We start from the raw sequence: 15,246 nt of genomic DNA on the forward strand, positions 1-15,246 counted from the left end.
CTTCTATTGCTTAATGTTATTGAATTTGGTGAAGCTCCAGCTGGCGCCGATCATAAAGAAACGGCGGATGGTAGTGTATCGGTTTTCGGTAAACAGGTCGCTATTGGCTGTTCTGGAATACCCGGTATTCCGGTTTAAAATATCGTTACAGGAAACCTTGATCGTGAGCTGATCATTTTTTAACATATTGTAGCCGAGCCAGGCGTTCCAGATAAACCGGCTAAAGTTCTGATTAAAAGTTTGTGTTTTTTGTTGCCAGAAATAGTTGCCGTCCGTATGCAGCTCCATTTTTTTGAGAAAATAAACGGCCGCCGATGGATACAGGTTGTAGAAAAAGTAGTTGTTTTTGAGCTCGGGCTGAAGAGAAGATTTATTAAAGGTATAGCCACCGGTTCCGTATAAGCCGATACTGTATTTCTTTGTTTTTTCTTTGCCAGCATATAAGGAAAGCGCATAGGTGGAATAGTTAAGCTGGTTTAATGCACTGTTCTTTTTGTTGTAGCCAACACCTCCGTTGGTACTCAGGCCCGACTGTATGTTAAAGCCTTTGATCTGGCGACCATAATAAACGTTGAGCGCATAGTTGCTGTTATTATTGCCGGTTAAATTTTCATACCGGTAGGTATAGGCGCCGGATGAGTCATTGACTGTAGTAGTAATAACAATAGGATGACTGGTTAAACTTGCATTTAAATTGGCACCCATATAGGTTTGCCCCATATTTTTTACCTGGTAATAATTGCCATTAATGGTATGGGTAAAGCTGCTGTTAAGCTGGGTGTTGGATAAATAGGTGACCAGCTGTCGGTTGTTGTACTGATAAGGCAATAGTTGCGTTTTATCCGGGTTGGTATTGTTTCCGGAATATTCAAAATAGTAGCCTTTTAATTGAGTGGGGCTGTAACGCAGACTGGCGGAAGGGTTCCAGTTTACAAAATTCCGCTTTAACGCCAGGGGCTGATAAAAATTGTCAATATCTAAATTCGTAAAACGAATGTTGTTATTGGCCTTAATGATCAGTTTGCGATGTGTGTAATTGATACCTGCACCTGCCTGGTTGCTCCATTCGGTCGAATTCAATTTTGTACTGAATAAGGAATCGACATTTGCCTGTCCGGTACCGGCTGCCAGGTTATAAGAACTTCTGTTTTCGTCAGTTTCCTTATTTCCTAACTTATAGTTCAGCAGGAGGGATAGCTTTTTAGATAATGGCTCCGTGTAATTGACCGTTAAATTACTGGTACGGTAGGTATTGTTCATTTGTTGGCGCAGATTCAAACCTGCACTGCTGTCCCGGACATTGCTGGTATTAAAGAACTGGGTTTCCGAATGGCTGAAACCATTGGCATGATCATCGTTAAAATTATTATTGAGGTAAAAAGAAAGGGTTCTTCCGTATTTTTTTAATTTCTTTTCCCAGGAGAGATTGATATTGGCCGTTTTTATATTGTAGTCGCTATTGGCAGCACTTTCTGTGGCATTGATCCGGCTATTATCTGCCCGTTTGCTTTCTGCCGATGAAGAGGATGCATTTTTTGAATCGCCTGTGTAACCGTCTGCGTAAACGGTAACGGTGGAGGTGGTATCAAATTTATGAATGTATTTGGCGTTAGCCCGGTGATTTTCATTTCTGTTCTGAAAATGACTGTTGGATTCACTCCGGATAAAGCTGGAGAGAAGGTTATTTTGCGAAAGTGTAGATTCGCTGCCTTCCACATTCATAAAATTGTACTTGTAGTTTCCGTTAACCGATTCTTTATCCTGGTTCCATTTTTTATCATAATGCGCACCTGCAGATACAGCCCGGGGCAGGCCCTTGCCATCATAGTTTTCACTGCTTCTGTCATCGTCCCCAAGCTTTTGTTTGTCTGCGGAGCCCAGGCCAACACGACCAATATCACTGGTGGTTCCGTAAACCGACATTTTCCGTTTGCCCTTAAAGGCATTCACCATCCCCTGTACATTATAATGCTGGTCGGTACCCCCACCGGCCTCTATCTTGCCAAAAACGCCATGGTTCTTATCCTCCTTTATTTTCAGGTTAATGGTTTTGTCCTTTATCCCATCATCGATACCGGTAAATGTGGCAGCGTCCGATTTTTTATCGTATACCTGCACCTTATCGATCATATCGGCCCGCAGGTTGCGGGTAACCAGGGTAGGATCATCTCCAAAAAACTCTTCGCCATCCACCAGCACTTTTTTTACTTTCTGTCCCTGGGCAGTGATATTACCATATTGGTCCACCTGCAGGCCGGGTAGTTGTTTTAAAAGGTCTTCCACCGTGGCATTGGGCTGCACTCTAAAGCTGTCTGCCGTATATTCGGTCGTGTCGCCTTTTATCTTTATGGCGCTGACCTGCGATTTTACAATCACCTCCTGCAGCAGCTTTTCTTTAAGGATCATGTTCACCTTATTCATGTTGAACAGGTTGTTTTTTGCATCCCTCATGAAAACCCGGTGCGAATAATCGGCATATTTAGGATAACTGAAAAATAATACATACCGTGCCGTATCACTAAGATTGTAGAAAGCAAAGTTTCCCTCTTTGTCGGCCCGGGTATCGGCCACTATAAACGAATCCTTATCCTGAAGGAGCACTACAGAGGCGTTGGCCAGCCGCACATTGGCGCTGCTATCAATTACGCTGCCGGTAATGGATGCTTTTTGCGCATAACTCTGGATACAAAGAACAAGGGAAAGCAGTACAAATCCCAGGTATTTTATTGTCATTGAAGGTCAATTTTATTTAAGCTCAGGTATTAGTCGTTTAAATGCAGGAAAAAGTTACAGGGTTCTAAAAAAAATGTGAAAGTATTTTATGCCTCCTCTTTCCGGTACTCCAGGATATCACCCGGCTGGCAATCCAGCGCATTACAGATGGCTTCCAGTGTTTCGATGCGGATGGCTTTGGCCTTTCCGTTTTTCAATATTGAAAGATTCGACAGGGTGATGCCCACTTTTTCACTCAGCTCGTTGAGTGACATTTTACGGCGGGCCATCATAACGTCTAAATTGATAACGATGGGCATGGTTATACGATTAAATCATTTTCCTGTTGCAGTTGTACCCCTCTTTTAAGGTTTTTACTATACCGCAATTGAACAATTATATAAAAAAGAAGAAAGGTCTTCAATAAGGTTGCAATACTTACAATGGTCATGGCGGCGCCGGCTTCTACACATAGGACAATCAACAGGAGCCAGGGAAGCACATTTAAAAGCTGGATGACTTGTTTTGTTTTCATTCATGCGTCATTTAAAAATCTTATTAATTGTGCGCGAAAATGGCCGGTTAGCGGTTTTCCCGGAAATACAGAGGCCGGTGATTACCACCAGGAAAATGATAGCGTGCATCGTCAACGCAACGGTTTCTCCCCGGGCTTCATTTCCCTGTGTATGCGTGTAATGCCAGATGCCGGTGCTGCCGGTAAGCCCAAACATCCAGCGGCCAAAATTCCAGGCACTGTGAAGACCCATTGGCAGGGCGATGCCTTTTGTTTTAATGGCGGCCAGTCCGAATAAAAGTCCGCCCGTTCCCGAGCCAATTACCGACATGCGCCAGCTCATGCCCGAGAGCCGGTGCTCCAGGATAAAGACAGCAGTTGTTATCATCACGGCGGCAACATTGCCGTAGGCAGTAGCAACACGGGTTAAAAAATAGGAGCGGAATACCAGCTCTTCTCTTGCTGCTATAAACAGATAAAGCAGCAGTGCAGAAAAAACGGTCCCGATGCGGGGCGCTGCGGCCATTGATATTTGGAAGGGCGTTAACCATACAACAAGCAATACCCAGCTAAGCACCATCAGGATGCCGGTGATAAATCCCTTTAAAAAACGGGGGATGCTTTGTTGGTGCAAATAAACACCCGTCTGTTTTAAAGAGATCTTGTCTCTTTGGCAAAAGAAAATAAGGGTTATAAAGGTTAGTGCCGCCGCCCCTCCGATCGTTACCGTAGCGGCCGGGAGGAAGCCCGCCGTTGGTACAATTGCAGACATTGCTACAAAGAGTAAGGTCGTACAGATGTAAAAAAGAAGGGACCTGAATAAGATAGCGTTTGAACGATTTGTTTGCACCGTGGTAATTTAAATAGTGAATTCCTGGTCACGTTGCAGTTTTACTCCACTTGTGTATATAAAAGCAATGACCCAGATGATCAAACCGGTAATGAACCCATTTCCAACCTCTGTCTCTAACTGGAAACGCATGGCTGGAAACAGCTGCTGCAATATACGGCCCTCAACCAGGTAGTCGAGGATCTTAATAATATCATTTAGAATAAAAGCCAGGGCCATCAGGCGAAGGTAACGGATGATCTTTAAGTGAAAGGGCGAATCGCCTTTGTTGATGCTTTTTAATATCCGGATAAAAAGCCACAGGATCCATATGCCCAGCCCCATATATATTGTTTTTATAAAAACCGTATAATAGCCGGCCGGTGTATCAGGCTGAACGCTGATCACGTACCGGTTGTCTAATTGCTTGTATTGGGCCATACCGCCTGCGTTTGTAACCATCGGTGAGGTTGCCGAACTGAAGGACCGTGCATTTAAATTGAACTCGGGCAGATCATGGGACCGGGAATCCGGCTTGATACCGGCGATATACAGCAAGGATTTTGCCAGGAATAGGGCGGTGAAAAGTACCAGCAGGCAAAAACCGATATAAGCAAGTACTTTTAAAATTCCGATAGCGGGTTGTGGCCTCATTTTTTTAGTAATTTAGTAATTGAATATTATACGGTTAAATCACGCTTCTGTTGCAGTTTGAGTCCTTTAATGTTTAAGATCTTAAACGGTTAATTCCTGTTCTTCCTTCAACTGCACACCGCGGGTATATACAAATGCGATTACAAATATGATCAGGCCGGTAATGAGATCGTTGCCAAAACTCATTTCCGGTCGGAAATGCATGGCTGGAAACTCCCGATCAAGGAACACAGACATTACAAAATAATCAATAAAGCCAACCAGTTCGCTGGTTATATATACGAATGCAAGAAGCCGGAGATACCGGGTAATTTTTGCATGAAAGGGTGTGGTATTGCTGATGGTGTTCAGCGTGCGCAGTAATAGTCCCAGTATGGATAGACTGATTAAGAAGTACAGGACCCTGATGAAAAGAAGATAATAGCCGGCGGTCGTGTTGGGGTTAGGCTGGAAAAGATAGCTGTTAATCTGTTGATAGCTACTCGTATGTTGCTGATTGATGATTGGCTTGCCCGTTACAGTTGAGTTGAACGAACGCACCGTTATGGCGTTTGAAGGGTTGATCTCTTTATTAATACTGATCCCGTATATTTTCATAACCGATACGGCAATGAAAAGAATTATAAATAGTAGTAGCAGGTAAAAGCCAATACGAACAAGGATCTTTAAAACAGTTAAGGTGATCTTGAGATTCATGGGAAACAATTTTGATCAAAGGTAAAGTTGTTTTTATCAAATTTCAAAATAAATTTATTGTAAATCGATAAATTTATTTTGAAACTCAATTGATTTAAAGCGCAAGATCCTTGCACTCAATATATTATTGAATTGGAACGATTGATTAAAAATTGCCGGGTCTACCGCGTAGGAGGCTTAAGCCTGGACGTCACGCAAAACTATTGATCGATGACGCCCAGTTTTTTCATCAGGTAGGAGGCGCTCAGTTTGGTACAAACGCCATTTTTCAGTTTATAATCAAAGATCAGTTCATCATGGATGATTTCGGATTCAAAAGCCTTGTTGGAAATATAGCCGGGGTAATCCTGTATCAGATCGGCCACCACTACATCATGTGTGGCAATAATGCCAAAGGTATCAAAGCCCGCCATTTTCCGGATCAGCCCGATGGTGCCGTTGCGCTTATCGTTGCTGTTGGTGCCGCGGAGAATTTCATCCAGGATCACAAATGTCGTATGGCCTTGTTCCAGATGTTGTACAATGGTCTGCAGGCGTTTTAATTCTGCATAAAAAAATGATTCGCTTTCCTGCAGCGAGTCTGTAATGCGCATGCTTACATATACATCAAACGGATAAAATACAAAATGCGCTGCCGTTACCGGTGCGCCACTGCGTGCCAGCACGAGGTTCATGCCCACGGTGCGCAAAAAGGTGCTTTTGCCGCTCATGTTGGAACCGGTAAGAATGATGAATTTTTGCTGTTGAAAGTCCACATCATTGCAGATCCTTTTTTCGGCGCGGATCAGCGGATGCCCCAGATTTGTAGCTGCAAGTGTAGGCGCCGCGCTGATTTCCGGAAAGCAATTGCCAGGATTGTTGAAGGAGAAGTTTCCCAAACTACCCAGCGCCTCAAATTGCCCGATCACTTCGAGCCAGCCGGCTATATGAGCTCCATGCTTCTTTTTCCACACACCCAGGCGGTAAAGGATGTGCACATGAAACAGGCATAACCCGTTCAGCAGGATACTCACCAGCAGGTTCACGATCGACTCCAGGTATTCGAACAAAGATGCCAGTTGATGTAATTGCTGTGATGCGGGCGGGGTATCCTGCTTTAATTGCTGCTGGTATGCCTGAAGAAGGGGACTCTTAAATTGTTGCGCTTCGATCAGCCGCAGCTGGTCCTTATAAGCAGCCAGTATTTTATTCACGGAAGTTGAAACCGTTAGCTGGGCTGCAATTTTTTTTCCAAAAGAAAACGCAATGAACAGGTTCAATACAAAAGTGATGTAGAGGATCCGGAATACTTCGTCGCTGTCTGAAACAAACAGGTAATATAACAGGCTGCCGATCGTAATCAGCGGAAAAAGCATCAGGAAGGCATACAGAAATTTGCTGATGCCGGTATTGGAAGAACGCACCCAGGCCATAAGCTGCTTCAATTCCTTTTCCCTGTTTTCCTGCAGGCTGCCGCTGGCATAAAGCTGTTGCCGGAAGTCATTCATGGCAGCCAGTTCTTTTACGGCTTCCTGTCGCTGAAGAATGGTTGTTGTATCCGGGTTTAGCAGCAGGCGTGCCAGCTCTTCTTTTCCAAAAGAGGTGCTGCAGCGGTTCAGGTGTGCGTACAGTCCACCCTCCCCAAACAGATCCAGGTCGTAAGAATAAGGGTGATGCGGATCTTCATAAGCTTTTCCATTGGAATAGGGCGAACGGTTCGTATCGAGGAAGGCGATCTCATCGGTATTGTATTGAACCAGGGCCTTGTAATAAGCGGTTTTTTGCTGAAGCCGGTCATACCATTTTACCACTACCAGGAAGGCTGCAAAGAAAATGACTGTCGCCCCAATTGTAAGGGAGGCCCCGGTTTGGGTAGATCGATAAAGCAGGTAGATGAAAACTGCAAAGAGCAGGAGCCGGAAGAAACTGAGCCATCCCGACTGTTGCTTTAGCTGGCTCGCATGTTTAGAAAATCGTTCCGCTCTTTCTTTATAAATTGTAGTATCCATAGAACGGTAAAAGTAAAGAAGAAGCGTCAATGATGCATAGAAATGGCCGATCCGTTTTTACTTTACTCAAACAGGTGACTTACGTTAAATTTTAGCTCGGGGAACAGTGCGGAATGTATTTCATCGGTTTCAATAAAGGGCTTTAGCCCCTGGAACTTCCCGTCTTTTAACAGGTACACCAGGATCACTTTATCCTGCGGTTCTACAAGCCAGTATTCTTTTACGCCGCTTTCTTCATAGAGGTCAAATTTTATCCCCATTTCTTTTTGAGTATTTCCCGGTGAGAGGATTTCGATTACCAGGTCAGGGGCACCGATGCAACCCCGGTCGTCTATTTTGTTGGCATCGCAGATGACGCAGATATCCGGCTGCACTACCGTAAAAACAGCAGCATCATTTTTTTGCTTTTTTGAATCAGGCAGACGTACATCAAAGGGGGCCGCAAAAACTCTGCAGGATTTTTTACTAAAAAAATTGTAAAAAGCGCTGGATAGAAAAAGAGAGATAGACTGGTGCCTGGGGCTGGGCGCCGGGCTCATTTTATGGATCCATCCTCTGAAAAGCTCTACTCTTTCCTTGAATTTCCACCGGAAATAATCAGCATAAGAGTAACGCCCCGATAAGTCAAGCTGATCCAGGGAGGTGATGGCTCCAAAAGGAACGAAAGGCTCTTCTACTTTATTTTCCGGATCCATTAAATAGCTTTATGGTTCCTGTAAAGGTACTCTTTTTAAATGGGTGCCTGCATGCAGGGTGTCGGCCGGTTGATTGTTGGGGATGGCCATGCGTTACGAATATCCGCCTATTCAAACAGGTCGCTCACGTTAAATTTTAACTCCGGGAACAGTGCGGAATGTATTTCATCGGTTTCAATAAAGGGTTTTAACCCCCGGAACTCCCCGTCTTTTAACAGGTAAACCAGGATCACTTTATCCTGCGGTTCTACAAGCCAGTATTCCTTTACGCCGCTTTCTTCATAAAGGTCAAATTTTATCCCCATCTCTTTTTGGGTATTTCCTGGTGAGAGGATTTCGATTACCAGGTCGGGAGCGCCAATGCAACCCCGGTCGTCTATTTTGTTGGCATCGCAGATGACGCAGATATCCGGCTGTACTACGGTAAAGACAGCGGCATCATTCTTTTGCTTTTTTCGATCGGGCAGGCGCACGTCAAAGGGGGCTGCAAAAACTTTACAGGATTTCCCTTCAAAATAGTTCCCGATTTTAAGTGTGAGTTTTAAGGATGCAGATTGGTGTTTCATACCGGGTGCCGGGCTCATTTTATGGATCCATCCTCTGAAAAGCTCTACTCTTTCCTTGAATTTCCACCGGAAATAATCCGCATAAGAATAACGCCCCGATAAGTCAAGCTGATCGAGGGAGGTGATGGCTCCAAAAGGAACGAAAGGCTCTTCTACTTTATTTTCCGGATCCATTAAATAACATTGTGATCCCTGTAAAGGTAATCTTTTTAACCGGTTGCCGGATACGGGACATTTGTTGGTTGATTATCAGCGGGTAGCTATGATTTATGGATATCGTCCTGTTCAAATACTAATTTACCGGGCATTTTTCGTGGTAGTTAATCAGTTCAATGGGGGTAGCTTCTATTTCGATGCTGGAATACTTTTCGATGATTTCATCCAGTACTTCCCGTATGGGGGCCTCTTCGGTAAGGCGCACCAGCTTACTCCGGTATTCTTTTATATTGGTCAGCCCTTTCAGGTAATTGGCATAATGACGGCGCATTTCGTTGATACCAACAATGGGGCCCTTCCATTCCACACTTTTTTGCAGGTGTTTACGTACCACGTTTACCCGTTCCTCCACGGTAGGAGGAGCCAGTACGGTACCTGTTTGCACAAAGTGCTTTATTTCACGGAAGATCCAGGGATAACCGATGGCTGCCCGGCCAATCATGATGCCATCCACGCCATAACGGTTCTTATATTCCACTGCTTTTTGAGGACTGTCGATATCACCATTGCCAAAAATGGGTATATGAATTCTTGGGTTGTTTTTTACTTTGCCGATCAGGGTCCAGTCGGCTTCTCCCTTGTACATCTGGCAACGGGTGCGTCCATGGATGGCCAGCGCTTTAATGCCCACATCCTGCAGGCGCTCCGCTACTTCTTCAATGTTCAGCATGCTATCATCCCATCCCAGCCTGGTTTTTACGGTTACCGGCAGTGAAGTGGATTTTACCACGGCGTCCGTAAGCCGTACCATCAGGTCGATATCTTTCAGTACGCCCGCGCCAGCTCCTTTGAGCGCCACTTTTTTTACAGGACAGCCAAAGTTAATATCCAGCAGGTCCGGCTGCGTTACATCCACAATTTTGGCTGCCATCGCCAAACTGTCTTCATCACCTCCAAAGATCTGGATACCGATGGGTTGTTCATAGTCAAAAATATCCAGTTTCCGGCGGCTTTTAATAGCGTCACGGATCAGGCCCTCACTGCTGATGAATTCGGTATACATCAGGTCGGCTCCGTTATCCTTGCACACAGCACGAAAGGGGGGATCACTTACGTCCTCCATGGGAGCGAGCAAAAGCGGAAAATCCGGCAGTGATATGTTTCCTATATTTACCATTTCTTGAGTTATCAGTTTAACAGCCATCAGCTTTTAGCCGTTAGCGTTCAGCGTTCTATGTTCAGCTTGTGGAAATCAACTATTTTTGAGCCCGCAAAGGTACGATTTATTTTTTTGATGTTATGACGACAGATCCTTATAAGAAAGATATATCCTATACCGCCGGCTTCTTTATGCTGGTGGCGTTTGGGGTGGGAGGCATGGTTTTAACAGGCGCCATCGGTGGCATTATCTGGCAATTAATGACGGGAAAAGATCTCGTGGAGCTAACAAAGGCGATTGGAAACCCGGCCTATTTGAGGGAAATACAACTGTTGCAAACCCTGCAGGCAGTGTTTGGATTTTTGGTTCCCACGATTATAACTGCTTCTTTTTTAAGCCGTAAACCATTAAAACTGGTCGGTTTTGGCCAAAAAACCCATGCCCGTCAGGTGGTACTCAGTGTGGCGATCATTCTTTGCGGCTTAGGCATAAGCGCCGGATTGGGCCATTTAAGCTACCAGGTGCCATTGCCGGCATCAGTTAAAGAACGATTTGATCAATGGGAACAGGTTTATGCTGCACAGGCTGCGGGATTGGTAAGTTTTAAAAGCATACCAGACCTGTTGCTCTCGATCCTGGTGCTGGCGTTGATACCCGCGGTTTGTGAAGAAGCGTTTTTCCGGGGGGGATTGCAAAACTTTATGTACCGGGGTAACCGGAACCTGTGGCTTTCAGTGGTAGTAGTCAGCCTGATTTTCAGTGTGGTACATATGTCGGGGTACGGTTTTCTTTCCCGCCTGGCATTAGGAGTGATCCTGGGGCTGATCTATCATTTGTCCGGCAATATCTGGTTGAATATCCTGGCGCATTTTATTAATAATGCCCTGGCGGTGATTGTAATGTACATCCAGGTGCAATCAGGAAAGTCGCTTGCGGAGGCCATGAGCGACAAAAGCGGCAGTTACCTGGGACTGCTGGCGATACCCGTGGTGGTCCTTCTTTTTATGCGGATGAATCAGAAAATACAACAAACAAAAGCGGCAGATGGCATTTAACTGGAAAACGTTCTGGACAAGGGCTTTTACCGCGCTGATCTTTGTGGCGGTAATGATGGCCGGATTGCTTTATAATGAATGGAGCTTTTTGATATTGATCAGCCTGATCCATTTTGGTTGCTGGTGGGAATACCTGCAGCTGATCGAAAAGATTTTTGGTGTTTCGTTTCATCCTTATATGAAGCTTGGCTTCTGTTTAACCGGCTACCATTTGCTGCTGCTTTGCTGCGGATCGCTGCAGCTATCCGGTTATACCCTCGACGCCAGCTTTTCATTGCCGTTCCTGCTGGCAGGACTGGTATTGCTGGTTGTTGGAATGTTCCGGCAACGCATTCATGTAAAGGCGCTGTGCGCGGCAGCCCTGGGTTTTATTTATATTTCCCTGAGCTGGGCGTTGTTATTATCGCTGCGGTATACAACAGAAATCAATATTATGAAAGATGCGTTGCCGAGCGGCCTGTCCGGTTTCCTTATCCCCATCTTGCTGATCGTAGCCATATGGATCAATGATACCTGTGCCTACCTGGTGGGGTCGATGATCGGGAAAACGCCTTTTTCAGTGATCTCTCCCAAAAAAACAATGGAAGGCACTATTGGTGGTATGCTGCTTTGTGTAGCGGCGATTACCCTCATCCTCCAATACTGGTTTCAATGGCCGGTGCTGCTGGGTATCTCGCTCATTGCAGCCATTGCCGGAACTGCCGGAGACCTGCTGGAATCGAAGCTGAAACGGATGGCCGGTGTAAAGGACAGCGGCCATATTATGCCCGGGCACGGAGGCTTTATGGACCGTTTCGATTCCCTGCTGGTGGCCATCCCTTTTGTATGGCTGTTCCTTCTTTTTTTCAGATAAGAAGACCTGTCGATGTTGACACCTGGCAGGATGCATCCACGCATTAACAACCTCCTGGTGTATTTACGATCATCAGCGCCGTCTTCTGAGGAAAGCAGCTAATGAACGGCTGGCCCGCGTCGAAGAACACCATCCGTTTCTGTTGTAATGGATTCCGTTGGTACAGCTGGCTTCCTTCCTGGGGAGTGGCCCGTGAAATCCTGAGCCGTCTGCAAAGCCGGAGACATAACCGTTCCTGACCGTTTTTTGTGATAATTGTCACACCATTTTTTCTCCCGGCGTTATAGCTTTGTAATTCTATTAAAATAACACAGTATGAATCACAACGCAGCAACAATTGTATCCCAATTTATTGAGAATCTCAACAACGAAAATTTTTCAGATGCAAGAAACGCACTACATGATGATTTTGTATTTGAAGGCGTGCTGGGAAGAAGGGAAGGGGCAGACCTTTACATAAAGGAAATGTCAAAAATGAAGCTGAAATACGAAGTGCAGCAATCTTTTGAAGCCGGTGCGGAGATCAGTCTCTGGTACCTGATCGATATGGGCGGCAAAAAGATCCTGTCATCCGGCTGGTATCATACGGATGGCGGAAGGATCCGGTCACTGAAAGTGGTCTTTGATCCGCGCCCGCTACTGGATTCCGGACAGCAATAAGGACAACCGATGACGGAAGACAGCCTTATCTTTTGGAACCGGGCTCATCCGATCCTCATTTCCGGGAACGTTTTGATGCTTTAGGGCCGGGTTTGGAAGATCGCCGGACCAAAGGCCGGGCGGGGCCGTTCTTTACATCCGGTAGCCGGCGCTGTTTACCACCGGCCGCAGTTAAGAATGGTTTTTCAGAAAAGGGCATCACCGGCAATGCTTTCGCTTCTTCGCTTCCGGAAGCCATCACCGGGCCTGGTTGCGCCGGAACTTTAGGTGGGAACTCCGGCTGGACGGGTGTTTCCGGGGCCTGGGGCACCGGAACTGCAATTGTTTGCCGGGCCAGTTGTGCTTCATAACCGGCCAGTTCCTGCAGGTCCGCGTCAATAATTCCGACGGCTGTTTCAGCGATCTGCAGCCTGTTTTCCAGTTTGATCAACAAGACGGGGTTGTATCGCAACAAGCGTGCCTCCAGTACCATAACCTGGCTTTTAGCCAGGTCGCGTTTTAGCTTCGTCGTTACATCCGTGGGTGGTGCCTGGGTTAACGCCTGCTCATAACCATCGAGTACAGCTTGCTTCACGTACCGCTCTGCCAGGGTTTTTTCAATGATTTTTCGATGGCGCTCAATCCTGCGTTCAAGAAAACCGATTTTTACGGTTAAGCTGGATTGTTGCTGTCGCAATGTTTCTTTTAGCAATGCGCAGTCCTGTATGGTATAAACCCGGTTTAAAGATAGTTTTGTCATATTGGTTGCTTTAAGATTAAAAAACAGGGGCTTTCGCTACCTAAATATAACAAAAAAAACGATAATATGAAACGGTGGGTTTTCTTTTAGGTGATTTTTAACGATGCTCCTGGCCCGGTTGTGATTGTATCAGAGGTTGTTATTTTGTGGCGCTGGGTTTTTGATAGGGAAGGTAAATCAATGCCGTAATGATAAACGCTTTCGATAAATAGGAAGATGTTATATGAAATTACCGCCGCCTGCAGTTTGGAGAGCCATGTGTTGCTTTATGTTAGAAGGGTGAGCGCCGCGCTGCGTCTTTGTTTGTCCCGGTCAATCGCACATGCTCCAGGTTGCATTTTTAGGGTTGGAAAGCTGCAGCGCAGCGTTGATCCCATAGGTAACCGGCAGCGACAGTTATGAAGGTGCAGTGCACCGGTAATAAGGCAAGGTTTAGATAACCAGCGCGCAGCGCATTGTCTCTTTGTTTTTATTTGATCCGGTGTAATAAGGGGTACCGATGGTCAGGACGTTTTATTTTGAAATGGCGTTTCTGATCTTCGACAACGATGCATACGGGCCTCAGCTTTTTCCTTCTTCGAAGCTTATCGGTGCCTGGTATTTGTGTTTTGTAATTTTCGGGACAGATTGCGGTTAGATCCTTGCCCGGTTTTTCAGTTCCAGGTATTTGTTGATGGTGTTCACCGTAAGCTGCTGGGGTGTGGTAAGAATGCCCAGGATACCGTTCTGTTGCAGCTCCTTGATCATTTGCCGCTTTTCAAATGCAAACTTTTCGGCAATGGTTTTGATATATACTTCTTCGAGATTGGTAGCGGTCGATTCGATCAGCCCTTTGATGGCCGTGTTTTCAAAGATCACTACCAGCAGCAGGTGATAGTGGGCCATTTTTTTTAAAGCGGGCATTTCCCGCTGCAGGCTTTCCATGGATTCAAAATTGGTGAACAGCACCAGCAGGCTGCGGCTGTTGATCTTGTTGCGGATAACCGTATACAGTTTTTCGTAGTCGGCTTCCAGGAAGCGGGTCTCCTGTTGATACAGGGTTTCGAGGATCCGGCTGATATGTCCCGGACGCTTGTCCGCAGGTACAAAGCTATCCAGGTTTTCGGCAAACGTAATCAGGCCGGCTTTATCCTGTTTTACCAGGGAGATGTTCGAAAGTACCAGGGAGGCATTGATGGCATAATCCAGCAGGGTCATGCCTTCGAAAGGCATTTTCATCACCCGGCCTTTATTGATGATGCAGAATACCTGCTGGCTTCTTTCATCCGTGTAATTATTAACCATGATATTGCCCTTACGGCCGGTGGCTTTCCAGTTGATGGTGCGGTAGTCATCGCCGCGTACATATTCTTTAATATGCTCAAACTCCATACTATGCCCTAACCGGGGCGAACGTTTTATCCCGGCGTCCTGCAGCCGGTTACTGATGGCCAGCAGCTGGAACCGGCGCATTTGTACAAAGGAAGGATATACCCTGGTGGTTTTTTGTGCGGGAATGGTAAACTTCCGGGTCACCAGCCGCAGCGGGGCGGTAACAAACACCCGGATGTCATGAAAAATGTATGTACCCCGGGTGAGCGGCGTAACCTCATAGTGAATATCGGTTCCCTGGTTGCCGGCTAATGATCCATGACGGATCCAGTTCCGGTCCTGGAACTGGGCCGGCAGTTCATCGATAATAGAGAAGGAAACCGGATGCGGATAATTGTTGAATAAATGCAGGGTGATCCTGTTTGCATCTCCAATACTCAAACGGTCCGGAGTGGTGCGTGTGGCAATGATACCGTTCCGTTTACGGTACACCAGCAACGCATCTGCCAGCACAACCACACCAAGAAATAACAGCAGCAGCGAAGCCATGCCGTAAAGCTGCGGTATAAAATAGCTGGCAATAAAGCATAATGCCAGCGCACCGCCGATATAGTAAACGATCTTATTGAGGTAAAAGGATTGCAAGATCAGCGCTGATT

At 46.0% G+C, this 15,246-nt stretch carries 15 protein-coding genes; 3 read left to right on the plus strand and 12 right to left on the minus strand.

All coding sequences use genetic code 11. The features are described from left to right. Positions 1-3 precede the first annotated feature (3 nt). The 10 genes from Q1V85_RS21650 to dusB all read right to left on the minus strand — a co-directional run bounded on the left by Q1V85_RS21650 (position 4) and on the right by dusB (position 9,987). On the minus strand, positions 4-2,733 hold the full coding sequence (locus Q1V85_RS21650) for a TonB-dependent receptor (protein WP_300603138.1): 2,730 nt from the start codon (positions 2,731-2,733) through the stop codon (positions 4-6). Between the two features lie 86 nt (positions 2,734-2,819). After that, on the minus strand, positions 2,820-3,032 hold the full coding sequence (locus Q1V85_RS21655; RefSeq protein WP_300603140.1) for a helix-turn-helix transcriptional regulator: 213 nt from the start codon (positions 3,030-3,032) through the stop codon (positions 2,820-2,822). A gap of 2 nt (positions 3,033-3,034) precedes the next feature. Beyond that, entirely contained in the window at positions 3,035-3,247 is a 213-nt protein-coding gene (locus Q1V85_RS21660; protein ID WP_300603143.1) for a hypothetical protein, read from the minus strand. Between the two features lie 7 nt (positions 3,248-3,254). After that, positions 3,255-3,998, minus strand: coding sequence for a CPBP family intramembrane glutamic endopeptidase (locus Q1V85_RS21665; RefSeq protein ID WP_300603146.1), 744 nt, complete (start codon positions 3,996-3,998; stop codon positions 3,255-3,257). Positions 3,999-4,085: 87 nt separating this feature from the next. Beyond that, positions 4,086-4,709 carry a DUF2975 domain-containing protein gene (locus Q1V85_RS21670; protein WP_300603148.1) on the minus strand — a complete coding sequence of 208 codons (624 nt, stop codon included), beginning with the start codon at positions 4,707-4,709 and terminating at the stop codon, positions 4,086-4,088. Positions 4,710-4,790: 81 nt separating this feature from the next. Beyond that, positions 4,791-5,405 (minus strand): DUF2975 domain-containing protein, encoded by a 615-nt coding sequence (locus tag Q1V85_RS21675; RefSeq protein WP_300603151.1) that lies wholly within the window; start codon positions 5,403-5,405, stop codon positions 4,791-4,793. A 200-nt stretch (positions 5,406-5,605) separates the two neighbouring features. Continuing rightward, positions 5,606-7,393 carry a DNA mismatch repair protein MutS gene (locus tag Q1V85_RS21680; protein ID WP_300603153.1) on the minus strand — a complete coding sequence of 596 codons (1,788 nt, stop codon included), beginning with the start codon at positions 7,391-7,393 and terminating at the stop codon, positions 5,606-5,608. A gap of 62 nt (positions 7,394-7,455) precedes the next feature. Further along, complete coding sequence (locus Q1V85_RS21685; protein WP_300603156.1) at positions 7,456-8,088, minus strand: Uma2 family endonuclease; 633 nt, start codon at positions 8,086-8,088, stop codon at positions 7,456-7,458. 107 nt (positions 8,089-8,195) lie between these two features. After that, positions 8,196-8,828 carry a Uma2 family endonuclease gene (locus Q1V85_RS21690; RefSeq protein ID WP_300603159.1) on the minus strand — a complete coding sequence of 211 codons (633 nt, stop codon included), beginning with the start codon at positions 8,826-8,828 and terminating at the stop codon, positions 8,196-8,198. A 118-nt stretch (positions 8,829-8,946) separates the two neighbouring features. Then, positions 8,947-9,987, minus strand: coding sequence for a tRNA dihydrouridine synthase DusB (dusB, locus tag Q1V85_RS21695; protein WP_300603162.1), 1,041 nt, complete (start codon positions 9,985-9,987; stop codon positions 8,947-8,949). Positions 9,988-10,109: 122 nt separating this feature from the next. Between dusB and Q1V85_RS21700 the strand changes: the two genes are divergently transcribed. The 3 genes from Q1V85_RS21700 to Q1V85_RS21710 all read left to right on the plus strand — a co-directional run bounded on the left by Q1V85_RS21700 (position 10,110) and on the right by Q1V85_RS21710 (position 12,537). Beyond that, positions 10,110-11,024, plus strand: coding sequence for a CPBP family intramembrane glutamic endopeptidase (locus tag Q1V85_RS21700; protein WP_300603165.1), 915 nt, complete (start codon positions 10,110-10,112; stop codon positions 11,022-11,024). Then, complete coding sequence (locus Q1V85_RS21705) at positions 11,014-11,877, plus strand: phosphatidate cytidylyltransferase (RefSeq protein ID WP_300603168.1); 864 nt, start codon at positions 11,014-11,016, stop codon at positions 11,875-11,877. The genes Q1V85_RS21700 and Q1V85_RS21705 overlap by 11 nt, the downstream gene beginning before the upstream one ends. 315 nt (positions 11,878-12,192) lie before the next feature. Further along, the gene (locus tag Q1V85_RS21710; protein WP_300603171.1) at positions 12,193-12,537 is read left to right on the plus strand and encodes a nuclear transport factor 2 family protein; all 345 of its coding nucleotides are present in this window, start codon (positions 12,193-12,195) and stop codon (positions 12,535-12,537) included. 55 nt (positions 12,538-12,592) lie between these two features. Here Q1V85_RS21710 and Q1V85_RS21715 read toward each other — a convergent pair whose 3' ends face one another. Beyond that, a complete protein-coding gene (locus Q1V85_RS21715; RefSeq protein ID WP_300603173.1) occupies positions 12,593-13,276 on the minus strand; it encodes a hypothetical protein in 684 nt (227 codons plus the stop codon). A gap of 633 nt (positions 13,277-13,909) precedes the next feature. Then, positions 13,910-15,232 carry a DUF58 domain-containing protein gene (locus tag Q1V85_RS21720; protein WP_300603176.1) on the minus strand — a complete coding sequence of 441 codons (1,323 nt, stop codon included), beginning with the start codon at positions 15,230-15,232 and terminating at the stop codon, positions 13,910-13,912. Positions 15,233-15,246: the final 14 nt, after the last annotated feature.

The organism is Niabella sp., from assembly GCF_030150205.1.
Lineage (GTDB): Bacteria > Bacteroidota > Bacteroidia > Chitinophagales > Chitinophagaceae > Niabella.